Origin of the sequence: Catellatospora sp. NPDC049133 (assembly GCF_040648455.1) — a bacterium.
GTDB lineage: Bacteria > Actinomycetota > Actinomycetes > Mycobacteriales > Micromonosporaceae > Catellatospora > Catellatospora aurea.
The window spans coordinates 1-16,563 of sequence record NZ_JBEZDT010000061.1 but is presented as its reverse complement, the minus strand read 5'-3'; the positions used below and the strand labels follow the sequence as shown (position 1 = coordinate 16,563).

Annotated in this window: 15 protein-coding genes and 1 tRNA gene; 9 read left to right on the top strand and 7 right to left on the bottom strand. The window is 71.0% G+C overall.

The window, feature by feature from the left end; translation table 11 throughout:
* Positions 1 to 136: 136 nt before the first annotated feature.
* The 9 genes from AB0B35_RS40125 (at position 137) to AB0B35_RS40085 (ending at position 9,042) form a co-directional block, all read left to right on the top strand.
* Entirely contained in the window at positions 137 to 1,333 is a 1,197-nt protein-coding gene (locus AB0B35_RS40125) for an MFS transporter (protein WP_361056566.1), read from the top strand.
* A 35-nt stretch (positions 1,334 to 1,368) separates the two neighbouring features.
* Positions 1,369 to 1,749 carry a DUF1304 domain-containing protein gene (locus AB0B35_RS40120; RefSeq protein WP_361056563.1) on the top strand — a complete coding sequence of 127 codons (381 nt, stop codon included), beginning with the start codon at positions 1,369 to 1,371 and terminating at the stop codon, positions 1,747 to 1,749.
* A gap of 170 nt (positions 1,750 to 1,919) precedes the next feature.
* Positions 1,920 to 3,635 carry a DEAD/DEAH box helicase gene (locus tag AB0B35_RS40115; RefSeq protein WP_360527968.1) on the top strand — a complete coding sequence of 572 codons (1,716 nt, stop codon included), beginning with the start codon at positions 1,920 to 1,922 and terminating at the stop codon, positions 3,633 to 3,635.
* Positions 3,636 to 3,864: 229 nt separating this feature from the next.
* Positions 3,865 to 4,824 (top strand): aliphatic sulfonate ABC transporter substrate-binding protein, encoded by a 960-nt coding sequence (locus AB0B35_RS40110; RefSeq protein ID WP_361056559.1) that lies wholly within the window; start codon positions 3,865 to 3,867, stop codon positions 4,822 to 4,824.
* Complete coding sequence (locus AB0B35_RS40105) at positions 4,821 to 5,669, top strand: ABC transporter permease (RefSeq protein WP_361056556.1); 849 nt, start codon at positions 4,821 to 4,823, stop codon at positions 5,667 to 5,669. The genes AB0B35_RS40110 and AB0B35_RS40105 overlap by 4 nt, the downstream gene beginning before the upstream one ends.
* The gene (locus tag AB0B35_RS40100; protein WP_361056553.1) at positions 5,642 to 6,361 is read left to right on the top strand and encodes an ABC transporter ATP-binding protein; all 720 of its coding nucleotides are present in this window, start codon (positions 5,642 to 5,644) and stop codon (positions 6,359 to 6,361) included. The genes AB0B35_RS40105 and AB0B35_RS40100 overlap by 28 nt, the downstream gene beginning before the upstream one ends.
* Before the next feature lie 158 nt (positions 6,362 to 6,519).
* A complete protein-coding gene (locus AB0B35_RS40095) occupies positions 6,520 to 6,861 on the top strand; it encodes a hypothetical protein (protein ID WP_361056550.1) in 342 nt (113 codons plus the stop codon).
* A 293-nt stretch (positions 6,862 to 7,154) separates the two neighbouring features.
* Entirely contained in the window at positions 7,155 to 8,453 is a 1,299-nt protein-coding gene (locus tag AB0B35_RS40090; protein ID WP_361056547.1) for an MFS transporter, read from the top strand.
* A gap of 4 nt (positions 8,454 to 8,457) precedes the next feature.
* Positions 8,458 to 9,042, top strand: a complete 585-nt coding sequence (locus AB0B35_RS40085) for a GNAT family N-acetyltransferase (RefSeq protein WP_361056544.1) — start codon at positions 8,458 to 8,460, stop codon at positions 9,040 to 9,042.
* Positions 9,043 to 9,348: 306 nt separating this feature from the next.
* Here AB0B35_RS40085 and AB0B35_RS40080 read toward each other — a convergent pair.
* The 7 genes from AB0B35_RS40080 to AB0B35_RS40050 form a co-directional block, all read right to left on the bottom strand.
* Positions 9,349 to 9,421: transfer RNA gene (locus tag AB0B35_RS40080), tRNA-Cys, on the bottom strand.
* 33 nt (positions 9,422 to 9,454) lie between these two features.
* Positions 9,455 to 9,997 (bottom strand): flavin reductase family protein, encoded by a 543-nt coding sequence (locus AB0B35_RS40075; RefSeq protein WP_361056541.1) that lies wholly within the window; start codon positions 9,995 to 9,997, stop codon positions 9,455 to 9,457.
* Positions 9,998 to 10,128: 131 nt separating this feature from the next.
* Positions 10,129 to 12,078, bottom strand: coding sequence for an ABC transporter ATP-binding protein (locus AB0B35_RS40070; RefSeq protein ID WP_361056538.1), 1,950 nt, complete (start codon positions 12,076 to 12,078; stop codon positions 10,129 to 10,131).
* Between the two features lie 64 nt (positions 12,079 to 12,142).
* Positions 12,143 to 13,957, bottom strand: a complete 1,815-nt coding sequence (locus AB0B35_RS40065; RefSeq protein WP_361056535.1) for an ABC transporter ATP-binding protein — start codon at positions 13,955 to 13,957, stop codon at positions 12,143 to 12,145.
* A gap of 173 nt (positions 13,958 to 14,130) precedes the next feature.
* Positions 14,131 to 14,643, bottom strand: coding sequence for a hypothetical protein (locus AB0B35_RS40060; RefSeq protein WP_361056532.1), 513 nt, complete (start codon positions 14,641 to 14,643; stop codon positions 14,131 to 14,133).
* Positions 14,644 to 14,926: 283 nt separating this feature from the next.
* Positions 14,927 to 15,478 (bottom strand): NADPH-dependent FMN reductase, encoded by a 552-nt coding sequence (gene ssuE / locus AB0B35_RS40055; protein ID WP_361056529.1) that lies wholly within the window; start codon positions 15,476 to 15,478, stop codon positions 14,927 to 14,929.
* Positions 15,479 to 15,489: 11 nt separating this feature from the next.
* Positions 15,490 to 16,050: an ATP-binding cassette domain-containing protein gene (locus tag AB0B35_RS40050; protein WP_361056526.1), complete on the bottom strand. Its 561-nt coding sequence runs from the start codon at positions 16,048 to 16,050 to the stop codon at positions 15,490 to 15,492.
* Between the last annotated feature and the right edge of the window lie 513 nt (positions 16,051 to 16,563).

The following is a 16,563-nucleotide window of genomic DNA, read 5'->3' as shown; positions in this document are numbered from 1 at the left end:
CGCCCCCCGGTAACCGGTCTTCACAGCTCATCCACATCATCGACGACGACGGACGACGACACGAGGCGCTGTCCCGACCCGCGGTCCGCGCACCGCCCGGCGAATTCGTGCGCAGCACATCAGGCATGATCACGAAGTGAGTTCTCCCGGGACCCCGATCCGCATGTCCGTGCTCGCCCTGTCCTACTTCGCGTTCATCAGCCTCGGGCTGCCCGACGGCCTGCTCGGCGTCGCCTGGCCGTCGATGAGCGCCGACCTGAACGTCCCCCGGGAGACCATCGGCCTGCTGCTGATTCCCTCGACCTGCGGCTACCTGGTCTCCAGCGTCACGGCCGGGTTCGTGCTGTCGAAACTCGGCGTCGGGCGGCTGCTGGCGGGCAGCACCGCGCTGGCCAGCCTGGCGCTGTTCGGGTACGCCCTGTCTCCCGCGTTCGCGTTCACCATGGCCGCCGCGCTGTGCGCCGGTTTCGCGGGCGGCGCGATCGACGCCGGCCTCAACGCGTACGCCGCGTCGGCGTTCGGCCCCCGGCACATGAACTGGTTGCACGCCTTCTTCGGGCTGGGTGTCGCGATGGGCCCGCTGATCATGACGGCGGCCATCCAGTACGGCGACGCCTGGCGGCCCGGCTACCTCGTCGTCGCGACCGGCCAGGCGCTGCTCGCCGTGGCGTTCGTGCTGACCGTCCGGCAGTGGGCGCAACGGCCGGCGCCCGAACACGCCGCGCACGAGACCCACGCCGGCCCGATCCGGGCCCGGGACACGTTCAAGCTGCCCGCGGTCTGGTTCAGCGTGCTCACCATCGCGGTGTACGTGGCGCTGGAGGTCGCGGCGGGCCTGTTCGCGTACCAGCTGCTCACCGAGGGCCGCGGCATGAGCGACGCGGTCGCGGGCGTATGCGTTTCGCTGTACTGGGGCAGCCTGTTCGTCGGCCGGGTGCTGCAGGGGTTCGCGGCGCACCGGTTCATGCCGGGCCGGACCGTCGTGTGGTCGATCGGCGGCATGGCGGCCGGGGCGGTGCTGGTCGCGATCCCCGGACCGGGCTGGCTGGCCGCGTTCGGGTTCATGGTGATCGGCTTCGCCGCCGCGGCGGTGTTCCCGCTGTTCACACTGCTGACCGCGGAACGGGTCGGAGCCGCGCACGCCGACCGCACCATCGGTCTGCAGATGGCGGGCGCGGGCCTGGGTGGCTCGGTCTTCCCCGCGATCATCGGCGTGGTCCTGGGCACGTGGGGCGTCAACGCGCTCGGCATCAGCCTCGTCGTGCTCGCCGCCGCCCTGATCCTCGCGTACCTGGCAGCGACCCGGACCCGGCATCCTCGCCCGACCGGCTGACCCGGCCCCGGGGCACGTGAGCGACAATCGCGTCCATGAACGTGACGGCTCAGGTGTTCGCGGTGCTCGCAGGTCTGCTGCACGTGCTCATCTTCGTGATGGAGAGCGTGCTGTTCCGGCGGCCGCAGGTGCACGGCAGGTTCCGGGTCCGGCCGGCGGACCTCGACGCGGTCCGGCCGTGGGCGTTCAACCAGGGTTTCTACAACCTGTTCCTCGGGCTCGGGGCGCTGGGCGGCGTGGTCGCCGTGCACACCGGGCACGCGACCGCGGGCACGGCCGTGGCGCTGTTCGGTTGCGCCAGCATGCTCGGCGCGGCCGTGGTGTTGATCACCACCGACCGCCGGATGGCCCGCGCCGCCGTCATCCAGGGTCTGACCCCGCTGGTCGCCCTGATCGCCGCGGCACTGGCCGGCTGACCGACACCAGGTCACCGGCGGTCCGGCCGACGGAACCCGACACGATGCGCCGGTTCGGCGATCTGCGCAGCACACGCCTCCGAGGACGCGATCGCAGGGTACCGTCCAGGGTGGCAGTTCTGCCCGGGTAGCGTACCGATGACCCGGAATTGTCGAGCAGAAGGCGGACCATGAGCCAGGAGCCCTCAGCGGCCACGTCCGAGGAGACCGTCACCTTCGCCGACCTCGGCCTGCGGCCCGAGTTGACGAAGGCACTCTCGGCGCTGGGCTACGAGGAGCCGACCCCGATCCAGCGCGAGGCCATCGGTCCGCTGCTGACCGGCCGCGACCTGCTGGGGCAGGCCGCCACGGGCACCGGCAAGACCGCCGCGTTCGCCCTGCCGCTGCTGCAGCAATGGGCCGACAGCGCCGACGGCCGCACCCGTGTCGACCCGACCGCGCTGGTCCTCGTGCCGACCCGCGAGCTGGCCGTGCAGGTCTCCGAGGCCGTGCACCGCTACGGCCGCGACCTCGGCGTGCGCGTGCTGCCGATCTACGGCGGGCAGCCCATCGGCCGCCAGCTGCAGACCCTGCGCCGCGGCGTCGACATCGTGGTGGCCACGCCCGGCCGGGCGCTGGACCACATCGGCCGGGGCACACTGCAGCTGGCCGACCTGCGCACGGTCGTGCTGGACGAGGCCGACGAGATGCTCGACATGGGCTTCGCCGAGGACATCGAGGCGATCCTGCAGGAGACCCCCGACAACCGGCAGACGGTGCTGTTCTCGGCGACCATGCCGTCGCGGGTGGAGGGTCTGGTCAAGCGCTACCTGCGCGACGCGGCCCGGATCCAGATGGGCCGTGCCGCGCCGGCGCCGGGCGAGTCGCCGAAGGTCCGCCAGAGCGCGTACGTGGTGGCCCGTGCCCACAAGCCCGCCGCGCTCGGCCGGGTCCTCGACGTCGAGGCGCCCACGGCCGCGATCGTCTTCTGCCGTACGCGCGAAGAGGTCGACCAGCTCACCGAGACCATGAACGGCCGCGGTTACCGCGCCGAGGCGCTGCACGGCGGCATGAGCCAGGAGCAGCGCGACCGGGTGATGGGCCGGCTGCGCGCGGGCACGGCCGACCTGCTGGTAGCCACCGACGTGGCCGCCCGTGGCCTGGACATCGAGCAGCTCACCCACGTGATCAACTACGACGTGCCGTCGGCTCCCGAGGCGTACGTGCACCGCATCGGCCGTGTCGGCCGGGCCGGTCGCGAGGGCGTCGCGGTGACCCTGGCCGAGCCGCGCGAGCACCGCATGCTCAAGGCGATCGAGCGGGTCACCCGCCAGCGCATCACCATGGAGAAGATTCCCAGCGTCGCGGACCTGCACGCCCGCCGGCTGGAGATGACCCGCGCGGCGGTGCACGAGAGCCTTCTTGAGGACGATCTCGACCGGTTCCGGGTCGTCGTGGAGAGCCTGGCCGACGAGTACGACATCGTCGAGGTGGCCCTCGCCGCGGTCAAGGTCGCGCACGAGGCCATGGGCAACGCCCCCGACGACGAGGTCATCCCCGACATCGCCGAGCCCGTCGAGCGGCGCGAGCGTCCCGGCCAGGGCGAGGGTCGCCGCGGCGGCTCGCGCGGGCCCGCGGCGGGCGCGGTCAAGCTGTTCATCGGCCTGGGCCGGCGCAACGGCGTACGCCCGCAGGATCTGGTGGGTGCGATCGCCGGTGAGGCGGGGCTGCCGGGGCGCGACATCGGCGCGATCGAGATCGCCGACCGGTTCTCGCTGGTCGAGGTCCCGGCGGACGCGGCCGACGACGTGATCCAGGCGCTGCGCCACGCGACGATCAAGGGCAAGCGGGTCAGCGCCCGCCGCGACCGGGACCGCGACGCGGCCCCGCGCCGCCAGCGCTGGTAGCAGGCCGACCAACCGAAGGGCCGTTCCCGTCTCTTGAGACAGGGGCGGCCCTTCGGCCTATGTGAACCGTGCTTGTCGGCTCCGTTCCAGGCCAGATGCTATTCCCATAAATCCTATGGGGTTGATAGCCTTTGGCCACCGCGTGCGGGCGGCCACGGCATTCCGCGCGACCGGGCACGCTCCCCGTCACCGGCGACGAGACACGGCTCCCACCTTTCAGGAGACACCCATGCACGCCCACCTTTCCCGCCGCTCCCTGCTGGCCGCGCTGGCCGCGGCACCCTTGTCCGCGACCCTGCTGTCGGCGTGCGGAAGCGACGAACCAGCCGCCGCCGGGCAGCCACTGCGCATCGGCTACCAGCGCTTCGGCGGGCTCAGCCTGGTCAAGGCGCGCAACGCCGCCGACCCCAAGGCCACCTGGTCACTGTTCGAGAGCGGGCCCGCCCTCACCGAAGGCCTCAAGGGCAAGGCGATAGACATCGGACAGACCGGCGAGGCTCCGCCGATCTTCGCCGCAGCCGGGAAGATCGACTTCAAGATCATCGGCACCTCCGCGCCGGTCCCCAAAGGCGAGGCCGTCCTCGTCAAGCAGGCCAAGGGGTTCAAGACCTTCGCCGACCTCAAGGGCAAGAAGGTCGCGCTGAACAAGGGCTCCAATGTCAACTGGCTGCTGGTGAAGCTGCTGGAGAAGCACCACCTCAAAATCACCGACATCGACGTCAAATACCTCAAGCCCGCCGAGGCACGACCGGCCTTCGACGGCGACCAGGTCGACGCCTGGATCATCTGGGACCCCTACTTCGCCCTGGCCGAGCAGCCCGGCGTCGCCGTCCTGGAGGACGCCACCGGGCTGGCCAGCAACCGCGAATACCTGCTCGTCGACCCGACCGCCCTGGAGCAGAAGACCGACCAGATCGGCGAGTTCCTGAAGCAGTACCGCACCGTCACCGACTGGGGCATCGCCAACCCCGCCGAACGCGCCGCGATCCTCGCGCCGGAGCTGAAGATCCCGCTCGACGTGACCACCCGCGCCCTGGAGCGCAGCGCCCAGCCGCTCGCCGCCGTCACCCCGGAGATCGGCGACGAGCTGCAGGCCATCGCCGACGGCTTCGCCGCACTCCAGCTGATCCCCGAGAAGATCGACATCAAATCCCGCATCGACAGCCGCTTCGCCGAGGTGCTGCGATGACAGCCGCACCGCGGACGGCGGCCCCGGCCGCCGTCCGCACCACACCGGCCGAAACAGCGGCACCGGGCCGGGCTGCCCGGCCGCGCTCCGGTCGCCGGGTGCTGCGCCTGGTGAGCCCGGTCGTGCTGCTGGCCGCCTGGGAGAGCGCCGCGCGGACCGGACTGCTTCCGCCGGAGAAGCTGCCCGCGCCGAGTGAGGTGCTGCAAACCGGCTGGCGGCTGGCCGGCGACGGCACCCTCGCCCTGCACCTGCTGGACTCCCTGCAGCGCGCGGCGATCGGGCTGGCCCTCGGCGGCGGTCTGGCGCTGCTGCTCGGCGCGCTCGCGGGCCTGCTGCGCGTCGGCGACGACCTGGTCGACCCGCCCGTGCAGATGGCCCGGATGCTGCCGCACCTGGGGCTGGTCCCGCTGCTGATCATCTGGGTCGGCATCGGCGAGGAGCTGAAGATCACGCTGGTCGCGCTGGGCAGCTTCTTCCCGATCTACTTCAACACCTATGCCGGTATCCGCGACATCGACGAGCGGCTCGTCGAAGCGGCCCGCACCTGCGGACTCGGCCACCTCGCGCGACTGCGGCACGTGGTGCTGCCCGGCGCGCTGCCGTCGCTGTTCCTCGGGCTGCGCCTGGCCATCGGCGCGGCCTGGCTGAGCCTGGTCGTCGGCGAGCAGGTCAACGCGCAGACCGGCATCGGCTTCCTGATGATGGAGGCGCGCGAGTTCGCCCAGACCGACGTGGTGCTGCTCGGCCTGCTGGTGTACGCGCTGCTGGGCCTGCTGTCGGATCTGCTGCTGCGTATCGCGGAGAGGAGGACGCTGTCATGGCGACGCGGACTGAAGGCGACCTGAGCACGGTGCTGACCGCGGGCGGCGTAAGGCGCTCGTTCGGCGCGGCCGTCGTGCTCGACGGCGTCGACCTGACCATCGCGCCCGGGGAGGTGGTCGCGCTGCTCGGCGGCAGCGGGTCGGGCAAGAGCACCCTGCTGCGCATCCTCGCCGGGCTCGACCCCGACGCCACCGGCACCGTGTTTCGGCCGCCACACCAGGCGGTGGTGTTCCAGGAGCACCGGCTGCTGCCGTGGAAACGGGTCATCGACAACGTCTCCCTCGGGCTGACCGGCCCGGACGTGCGTGCGCGGGCAAGGGCGGCGCTGGCGGAGGTCGGCCTGCCCGACCGCGACAACGCCTGGCCCGCGGAGCTGTCCGGCGGGCAGGCGCAGCGGGTCGCGGTCGCCCGCGCGCTGGTACGCGAGCCGGAGCTGCTGCTGCTCGATGAGCCGTTCGGCGCCCTGGACGCGCTGACCCGGCTGCGCATGCAGCAGCTGTTCATCCGGCTGCGCGAACAGCACGGCTTCGCGGCACTGCTGGTCACCCACGACGTGGACGAGGCGCTGCTGCTGGCCGACCGCACCCTGGTCCTCGAAGGCGGCCGGCTCGTCGAGGACGCCCCCGTTCCCCTCACCCACCCGCGTACGCCGGACGACCTCGGCTTCGGTGGGCTGCGGCGGCACCTGCTGGAGAGGCTGGGCGTCACGGCGTGAACCGTCCCGTCGGCGGTCGCGACAAGCCGTTCGGCGAGCTCGCGCGGTGGTGGCAGCATACAGGTCGTGCCCGTCCACGAACCGATCATGGACACCCGCCGACCGTGGTCGCCGACCCGTCTGGGCAGAGGTTCGTCACCTTGTGCCTGGTGCTGTGTGTGGGTCTTGCCCTGTTCACCCTGGCCCAGGGTCTGTGGCTCAACGCTTACGCCACTCCGGCACGGGCCACCGTCGTAGACGTCGACACCGGCAGAGGACTGTTCATCACGGTGGAACTGCGAGACTCGGGGCACCACCGCGTCCAGTTGTGGACCAGCCGCGGAGAGATCCCCTACGTCGGCTCGACGATCCTCGTGGAGTACGCGCCGGACCATCCCGGCCTGGTACGCGAAGCGGGCACCTTCGCTCCGATGGGCATCGTCTACTTCGCGGCGTGCGGCCTACCTGTCTGCCTGCTCGCGCTGTTCCTGATCCGACGGCATCTTCGCCTGCACGAGTAGCCGTTCTCCCCAGAAAGCGGCCACCCTCCGATATGTCCGTGACACGCAGGTCCGTCGCTCGCTAGGGTGGAGATCTTGCGGAATCCCGTCCGCCAGGGGATGTGAGGAGCCGTGATGACTACGACGATGGCCGGAGCTTCCGATCGCCCCTGGGTGACCGCGGTCGCAGGCTTGTGACGCCGCACGTGTAGCGGCAAAGTCAGCACACATCCCGGTCGCCGGGGCGAGGTGACACGTGTCACCGGCCCTAGGCGCTGTTCGGCGTCTCCGTTCGCCTTCCCGGGAGTTCTGCTGTGCCCATTCGTCACTCTTCGCTGCTCCGTGCACGTGCCCTGGCCGAACGACTGATCGCCGCCCCGCGCGGTGAGAGGTCTCCACGGCCAACGTCGGCTCCGCCTGCCGCGGACTCCGCCGATCAGACCGTCGACCGCAATGTCCGTCTGCTGAGCTGGTTCAACTTCTTCGGCGACTTCCGCATGTACGGGCCGATCATGGTCATCTACTTCGCGCAGGTCACCGGCTCGTTCACCGCTGCCGCCAGCCTCCTGGCGGTGAAGAAGCTGTCTTCGGCAGCCTTCGAAGTCCCTACCGGAGTGCTCTCCGACCGCCTCGGCCGACGCGGCACGATGATCGCCGGCGCGGTCGTCATGGTGACCGCCCATCTCGGGTATGCCGGCGCTTGGGGTTACGGCCTCCTCGTGGCAGCCGTCGTGCTGGAGGGACTGGCGACCGCACTGTGGAGCGGCAACAACGAGGCTCTGCTCTACGACACGTTGCTCACCGCCGGCCGGGAGGACGAGTTCCCCCGGCACTCCGGCCGGGTGAACTCGATGTTCCAGATCGCGCTCGCACTGGCGGCGCCCATAGGCGGCGTGGTCGCCGGCGCGTGGTCGCTGCGCGCGGTGGTCGTGCTGTCGGTGGTGCCGCAGCTGCTGTGCGTTCTCGTCGCCTCGCTGGTCCGGGAGCCGCGCGTGCGCGGCCCGCTGGAATCGAACGTCCTGACGCATCTCCGATCGGCCTTGCGCGGCGTCCGCCGAAATGCGGTGCTCCGCCGGATGACCCTGGTGTCGGCACTCCGTTTCAGCGGCGAAAGCGCGGCCCAGTTGTCGCCGGTGTTCGTGGCGGGGCTTTGGCCGCTGTGGGCGCTGGGCCTGTGGCGCACCTTCGGCCATGGCGTGGCCTTCGTGGGCTTCCGCGTCAGTGGTCGGGTGATCGGCCGGGTGGGCGCGGCCCGCACGCTGCTGTCCGGTGAGCTGTTCGACAACGTGGCGAACCTCGTGGCGCTGGTCAAGCCGACGGTGTTCTCGCCCGTGCTGCTGGGGTCACCGGCGTACGGCATGTCAACGATCGCTCAGCAGACGCTGCTGCAGCGCGAGTTCACCGACCGGGAACGCGCGACGATGGGTTCGCTCGCGTCGCTGCTCGGCAGCGTGCTCTACGGGCTCGTCGCCCTGGGAGCCGGCCTCGTCGCAGACCGTTTCGGCATCGTCGCGGCGTTGCTCGCGATCCAGGCGGTGGCGCTCATCGCGCTTCCGCTCGCCTGGTGGGTACACGCACACGCTCCCACCAGCCCGCCGGCACCGGGTCGGTGACGGGATGATCCTGCTCGATCTGTCTCATGCCGCTGGTATGTTCAGCCCCGCTGAAACGGTTTTGGACCAGGTGGGGAGATTGCTGATGGGTGAGGTGGCGCTGCGGCCGATCGAAGACTCCGACCTCGATGCCTTGTTCGAGCTGATGCGAGATCCGGAGTCGGTCCGGATGGCCGCTTTCACCGCCAAGGATCCCGACGACCGCACCGCGTTCGACGCCCACATGGCGAAGATCAGGGCCTCGCCCGAGACCACCAATCGCGCCGTCACGCTTGACGGTCGGCTTGTCGGCAGCATCGCCAGCTTCGTCATCGAGGGCGACACCGAGGTGACGTACTGGATCGACAGATCCGTCTGGGGTCAGGGCATCGCCAGTCGAGCGCTCGCCCTGCTCCTGGAGTTGAATCCGGTGCGGCCGCTGTTCGCCCGCGCCGCCAGTGACAACACCGGATCGCTCAAGGTGCTGCAGAAGGCCGGATTCGGCATCACCGGCACGGAGGTCGCGTTCGCCAACGCGCGGAACGCGGAGATCGAGGAAACGATCCTGCGCCTTGACGAGCCCGCGCGAAGGACCGGAGCACTACATTAGCCCGTGTGGAAGTAGACGGCCCTGATCCGGCGAACGTCATCGTGACTGTCGGCCATCCGTTCGGCGACGTCGATGTGCCGTTGTCGGCGTGGATCAGTCGCGGACCCGGTCCGCGGTCGCTGGTGAGGCCGATCAGGGCGAGACGTGGCGGCACCGGCGAGCCGCTCCCGCTGGCGGTCGTCCCGATGCGATACCGCAACGACGCCGAGTCGCGTGCGCTCATCGCCGCCGGTGCGCTCGAACCGCCGCCCTGGCACACATAGGCCCCGGGCGTATGCGTGCCAGGGCGGCCGCGCGACCGAGGTATGGGGCCGGCCGGATTTGCACCGGCGTCCTCCCGCTGTGCAGGCGGGCGCGACGACTTCTGCGCTACGGTCCCGGCTCATTATCCACAAGCGACGACGGAGTCCGGTCAGTGGGCCAGTGCCGTATACCCGCCCATGTGGTGCAGCAGCGGCTCACCGGGCCGGTGTTCGGCGCTGACCGGGCGGCCGAGCACGATCGCGTGGTCACCGGTGGGAATCCGCTGCACGACCTCGCAGATCAGCAGGGCGAGCACGCCGTGCAGCAGCGGTGTGCCGTAGGGGCCGTGCCGCCACAGGCTCGCGTCGGCGAAGCGGTCGACGCCGCGCGCGGCGAAGGTGCGGGCCAGTTCCTCCTGCCCGTCGGCGAGCAGGTGGATGGCGACGTGGCGGGCCTGGGCGACGGTGGGCCAACTGGAGGAGTCGCGGTCGAGGCAGAACGACACCAGCTGGGGCCGCAGCGATACGGAGGTGAACGAGGTGGCGGTGAACCCGACCGGCGGGCCGCCGTGCTGACCCGGAGCGGTCACCACGGCGACCGTGGTGGCGTGGCGGCGCAGCAGGCCGAGGTAGCGGTGCAGTTCGACGCCGGCGACGGCGGCGTCGGGCAGGTTGTCGTCGGAGACGGTCGGGGGCAGGGCGGTGAGCGTCATGGGAGTGCCTCTCGGGCGGGGGTGACGGTGGCGGTGGGCGTCACCGTCGACATCGCTGTGCGCTCATACCCCGACGCTAGCAGCGCGAAGACGTTAAGTCACTATCTCCTATGGGAATTATAGGAATAATCTCAGTGCTGCCGCGACCAGGTCGCGAACATGTCCGCGTACCGGCCTTCGGCGGCCAGCAGCTCGGCATGCGATCCGGTCTCGACGACACCCGACTCGTCGAGCACCACGATCCGGTCGGCCCGCATCGCCGTGGACAGCCGGTGCGCGATCAGCAGCGCGGTCCGGCCTTCCAGCAGCCGGTCCAGGGCCTGCTCCACGCGCAGCTCCGAGCGCAGGTCCAGGTTCGAGGTCGCCTCGTCGAGCACCACCACCCGCGGCTGGGCCAGGAACGCCCGAGCCAGGGCCAGCAGCTGCCGCTGGCCTGACGACACCGACTGGCCGCGCTCGTGCAGCGGCGCGTCCAGCCCGGCATCGGTGCGCTCGATCAGGTCACGCAGACCGACCGCGTCGATGGCAGCCCAAATCTCGGCCTCGGTCGCCTCCGGCCTGGCGAACGCCACATTGTCCCGGATCGAGCCGGCGAACATGAACGGCTCCTGCGGCACCACCCCGATCTGGCGGCGCAGCGAGACCAGGCTGACGTCACGCAGATCGTGACCGTCGATCAGGACCCGCCCGGAGTCCGGGTCGTGCAGCCGGGTGACCAGCTTCGCCAGCGTCGACTTGCCCGCACCGGTCGGCCCGACACAGGCGATGGTCTCCCCCGCCTCGATGCGCAGGTCCACCCCCCGCAGCACCGGACGTTCGGGGTCGTACCCGAACACGACCCGCTCGAACACGATCCCGCCGGTGACCGGCGGCAGCTCGACCGGATCAGCGCGTTCGGGCACCGTGGGCGCCTGGCCCAGCAGCCCGCGCAGCTTCACCACCGCGGCCCGGCTCTGCTGGTAGTTCGTGTACAACTGCACCAGCTGCTGCACCGGGGCGAAGAACGCGTTGAGGTAGAGCACGAACGCGGTCAACTCGCCGATGCTCAGCTCCCCGCGCAGCACCATCCGTCCGCCGATGAGCAGCAGCAGCGCCATGCCGACCAGGCCGATCACCGAGGTCCCCGGGCCGTAGATCGCGCTGATGTGGCCGGTGAAGTCGTTGGCGTCGCGGTAGCGGCCGACCACGGTGCGGTGCTGGGCGATGTTGCGGTCCTCGCGGTGGTACGCGGTGACCACCCGCACCCCGTGCAGGCTCTCGGCCAGGTCGGTGAACATCGCCGCGATGGCGTCGCGCTGGCGGGCGTATCCGGTGTCGGAGGCCCGCCGGAACCACACCGACGCCGCGAACAGTGCCGGGACGACCAGCAGCAGGGTGATCGCGGCCAGCCCGGCGTCGTAGTGGAACAGCACCGCGGTCACCACGACCATGGTCAGCCCCTGCACCGCGAACTGGGCCAGCCCTTCCTGGAGCAGCTGCTGCAGCGACTCGATGTCCGACGACATCCGGGTCATGATGACCCCGGCCTTCTCGTTGGTGTAGTAGTCCATGGACAGCCGCTGCAGGTGCGCGAAGACGCGGACCCGCAGGTCGCGCATGGCGTCGGCGGCCAGCGCGCCGGTCTGGCGCATGCGGGCGGTCGTCGTGGCCCAGCCCGCGAGCACCGCGGCCGTGAACGCGCCCGCCGACCACAGCAGCACCGGCAGGTCGCGGGCGACGATGCCGTGGTCGATGCCGACCTGCACGAGCAGCGGCCCCGCCTGCAGCAGCAGCGTCTCGGCCAGGATGGTCGCACACACCGCCAGGAACACGCCGCGTCGCCGGTTCAGCAGCGACAGCAGGCTCAGCGACGGCCCACCGGGCGGACGGTGGCCGAAGCGGTCGGCGGGCAGCCCGTGGTCGGGCTCGCTCTCCTCCAGGCGGCGCACTCCTGCGGCCAGTTCGTCGGGCACCCCGGCGAACGGCAGCGTGTCCCCGGTGCGCCGGGTGCCGCGACCGGCCCCGACGGCGCTGAGCCCGCCGATCGGGCCGCTGCCCGGCCCCCCTCCGGGCCCGCCGAACCCACCCCCGAACATGCTCATGCCTTCTCCTCGCCGCGCTCGTCGGCAGCGTGTCCGAGCCGGCTGACCCGCTCGCTGCGCTCTCTCATGCCGCCACCTGCTCGTCCACCTCGGCGGCTTGGCTGTGCATGGTCGCCAGCACGTCGCGGTAGCGTGGCTCCCCCACCAGTAGCTCCTCGTGGGCGCCCTGGGCGGCGACGCGGCCGTCGTCGATCAGCACGACCGTGTCGGCCAGGGCGATGGTGGACAACCGGTGCGCGACGATGATCGTGGTCCGGTTCTGCAGCAGGTCGCGCAGTGCGGCATGGATGCGCTGCTCGACGTGCACGTCCACCGCGCTCGTCGCGTCGTCGAGGACCAGCACCGGCGGGTTGACCAGCAGCGCTCGGGCAATGGCGACGCGCTGGCGCTGCCCGCCCGACAGCGTGTACCCGCGTTCGCCGATCACCGTGTCGTAGCCTTCGGGCAGCGCCCGTACGAAGCCGTCGGCTCCGGCCGCCTCGGCGGCGGCCACGACGTCGGCCAGGTCCGCGTCAGGCCGGCCGAAGGCTATGTTGTCGCGGATGGACAGCGAGAACAGGAACGGCTCGTCGGGCACGATGCCGATCTGGTCGCGCAGGCTGTCCAGGGCGTATTCGCGCACGTCCCGGCCGTCCACGCGGACGGCGCCGGCGGTCGTGTCGTAGTAGCGGGCCAGCAGCCGCCCCACCGTGGACTTGCCCGAGCCGGTGCGCCCGACCACGGCGACCGTCGTCCCGGCAGGGATGCGCAGGTCCAGGCCCCGCAGCGCGACCGTGCCGTCGGGGTACGCGAACTCGACACCGTCGAACTCGACCTCGCCCCGGATCCGCGTACGCAGCGGGTCGGCCTGTTCGGTGATCTCGCTGCGGGTGTCGAGGACCTCGTAGATGCGCTGGGCGGAGGCGGCGGCCCGCTGACCCATCATGATCATCATGCCGAGCATGCGGAACGGCGGCTGCAGCATCAGCACGTACGAGTTGAACGCGACGATCGCGCCGACCGAGGTCCGCCCCTCGATCACCATCCAGCCGCCGCACAGCAGCACCAGCGCCAGGCCAAGCCGCGGCAGGTTCTCCAGCGTCGGCGACCAGCGGCTGCGGATCCACGCGTCCCGCCGGTACGCCCAGCGCACCCGGTCGGCGGCCGACGCCAGCAGCGTCACCTGCCGCTGCTCACCGGCGAACGCCTTGACGATGCGCACCCCGTTGATGTTCTCGTCGACGACCGTGGCCACCTGCGCCAGCCGCGACTGGATCAGCCACGACACCGGGAAGATCGCCTTGCGCATCCACACGCCCAGCAGCGCGATCACCGGCATCGTGGCCATCGCGACCACGGCCAGCAGCGGGTCGATCGACACCATCAGCGCGAACGCGAACACCGCGATCAGGCACTGCACCAGGATCGACGGCCCGAACGCCAGATACATCTGCACGGCGCGGATGTCCGAACTGGACCGCGACATCAGCTCACCGGTCTGCACCCGGTCGTAGAAGCCGAACGGCATCCGGATCAGGTGCGAGTACATGATGTTGCGCAGGTCGTACTCGATCTCGTACGCGGTGCGCAGCAGGTATCGGCGGGCCAGGTAGTTGACCACACCGGACGCCACCGCGAGCCCGGCCAGCCACCACACGTAGCCGGTGAGGCTCGCGGTGCGCGCGATCAGCGCGTGGTCGATGCCCAGCCGCATCACGTTCGGGATCTGCACCTGCACCAGCAGGCCGACCAGCGACAGGCTGAGCGAGGTCAGCAGCAGCCACCGGTGCGCCAGCACCACCGGCAGCGCGCGCCGCAGCCAGGACTTGCTCTGATCGGGATCGATGGTCGATTTCGGGGCCGGGTATCGCGAGGACGCTGACTGCGCTGGCGCTGACATCACGCTCCAGGGGTGGCAGGGCAGGTGGACGGCGATTCAACCACGCATCCGGGGACGGGTGAACTGTCCCCGGACGCGAAGGCGCGCAAGGGATTCGATGTCGGGGGGCGGCCCCTCCACCATGGCACGGCGGCCGCACTCGCCGCGACGGTTTACCGCTGCGGGGTGACGCCCTACCGGCGCGACGCGACGATCGCGGACGGCTGGTACTGGCTGGCCGGGCGGGTCAGGCCCAGGTGATCGCGCAGGGTCGTGCCCGTGTACTCGGTGCGGAACACACCCCGCCGACGCAGCTCCGGCACGACGTGGTCGACGAAGACCTCCGCGCCGGACGGGAACATGTCCGGCATGATGTTGAAGCCGTCGGCCGCTCCGTTGCGGAACCACTCTTCGAGGGTGTCGGCAATCTGCTCCGGCGATCCGGCGACCAGGCGGTGCCCCGACCGGATGCGCCCGGCGAGCTGGCGGACCGTGAGCCGCTCGCGGCGGGCCAGGTTGATCTGGGCGTCGAAGAAGCCGCGGGAGCCGTTCTCGACCCGCAGCGCGTCGCCGATCAGGTGCCAGGGCAGTTCCTCGTCGAGCTTGAGGTGCTTGCGGGTGCCGCTGGCGGTCAGCCGCTGCCCGATCGCGTCGAAGTCGTCGTGCAGCCGCAGCCCCTCACGGTCGCGGGGCACGATGAACGACACCGGCTGCCCGCCGTCGTCGAGCGCGGTGGCGCTGACCCAGTCGGCGAACAGCGCTGGATCGTGTCGCGCACGCTCGCGCCCGCGCCGCCGTACTCGACGGGGATGCGGAAGGCGAACAGCTGTGCCCGAGCCACGGCTCTGACCTGGTCGAAGGGCAGCTCCCGCAGCCGCTCGCGGTCGGCCGCCCCGGCGCGGATCTCCGCCAGCACCGGTGCCGCGCACTCGTGCAGCACCCGTGCGGTCAGGGCCGCCGGGGGCCAGGTCTGGTTCCAGGCTCGACACGCTAGGCCGCCTGCAGGGAGCGGGCGGCCAGCGCGTCGGTGAAGCCGGCGACGACGTTGTCGAGGAACGTCTGCCCGGTGGCGTCGAGCAGGATGCCGCCGCCGTCGGTGTCGACGATGGTCTTGTCGTGGATGAAGCAGCCGGCCACGATGTGGGTCGCGCCCATGCTGGACAGCACCGGCCGCAGCGCGTAGTCGATGGCCAGCACGTGGGCGGGGGTGCCGCCGGTGGCCAGCGGCAGCACCACCTTGCCGGCCAGCGCGTACTGCGGCAGCAGGTCCAGCAGCGACTTGAGGATGCCGCTGTAGGCGGCCTTGTACACGGGCGTCGCGACGATGACCCCGTCGGCGGCCGCGATCGCCGCCCCGACCGCCAGGATCGCCGGGTCGTGCACGTCCGCGCCGACCAGGGCGTGGGCGGGCAGGTCCCGCACGGCGAGGTGGCGCACCTCGTACGCGCCGGAGCCGGGCAGGTTGTCGGTGACGTGCCGCAGCACGCGCGCGGTCTTCGAGGTTGGCGACGGGGATCCGGAGATCGCGAGGATCGTGGGCATGGGGTTCCTCCTCAACCGACGGGGGTGAGCACGGCCGACAGCAGCCTGCGGGTGTACTCGTGCACGGGCGCGGTGAAGATCTGGCGGACGTCGCCGGACCCGACGACCGCGCCGTCCTTCATCACCAGCACCCGGTCGCTGACGTGGTGGATCACGCCGAGGTCGTGCGAGATGAACAGGTAGGCGATGCCGAGCCGCTCCTGCAGCTCGCCGAGCAGTTCCAGGACCTGCGCCTGCACGGTGGCGTCCAGGGCGGCGGTGGGCTCGTCGGCGATGAGCAGCCGTGGCCCGCAGGCGATCGCGGAGGCGATCAGCGCCCGCTGCCGCAGGCCGCCGGAGGGCTGGTGCGGGTACTGCTGGGCGCGCGGTTCCGGTTCGGGCACCCCGACCGAGCGCAGCAGGTCGAGGACCTTCTCGGTCCGGGCGGCCTTCGCCGTTGAGCACGGCTCCCCCGCCGTACGCGACGACGCGTCGGCGCTGGCCGGGGTGGTGCCGCCGCCGTTGCCGCAGGCGGCCAGCGCGCCGAGCGCGACGGTCGCGGCGAGCAGGCGGGTGGACAGGATTAAACGCACGGTGAAGCCCTTCACAAGGGGTAGGGGTGTGCCGAACGGCCGCTCCCCGGTCAGCGGGGGCGGCTCGGAGACTCGGTGCCGGAGGGTGGTGGGGCGACGGCTGCTCTGCCGGCGTCAACAGCCGCTGCTGCACACCCGTTGGTAGTCCACGTGGCGCCGTTGGGTAAGGCGCAGGCTCCGCTTCATGGCTAGGGACCGTAGGAGCGTCGCGGCAAGACCGTCCAGGCTTCTGTGATCTGGATCACATAGTTCTCCCATATATCCCACAGAATTAATATGAATTATCTGCTCGATGGATTGTGCTGCCCCACCTGCGCGTGCCAGCATCCGTTCATGGTCAGCTCCACACCGGACCTCGCTTCGGACCCCGTCGATGCCCCGTCCACAGCCGACGCCGCCCACGCGCACGTCATCGGCGGGGCAGCCGGCGGCCGGCGTCGCGGGCGGCGGCGTCGACAGCGGACGCGTACGCGACCTGGACCAGCACCTCCTCCGTCAACCCGTCGACCGAGG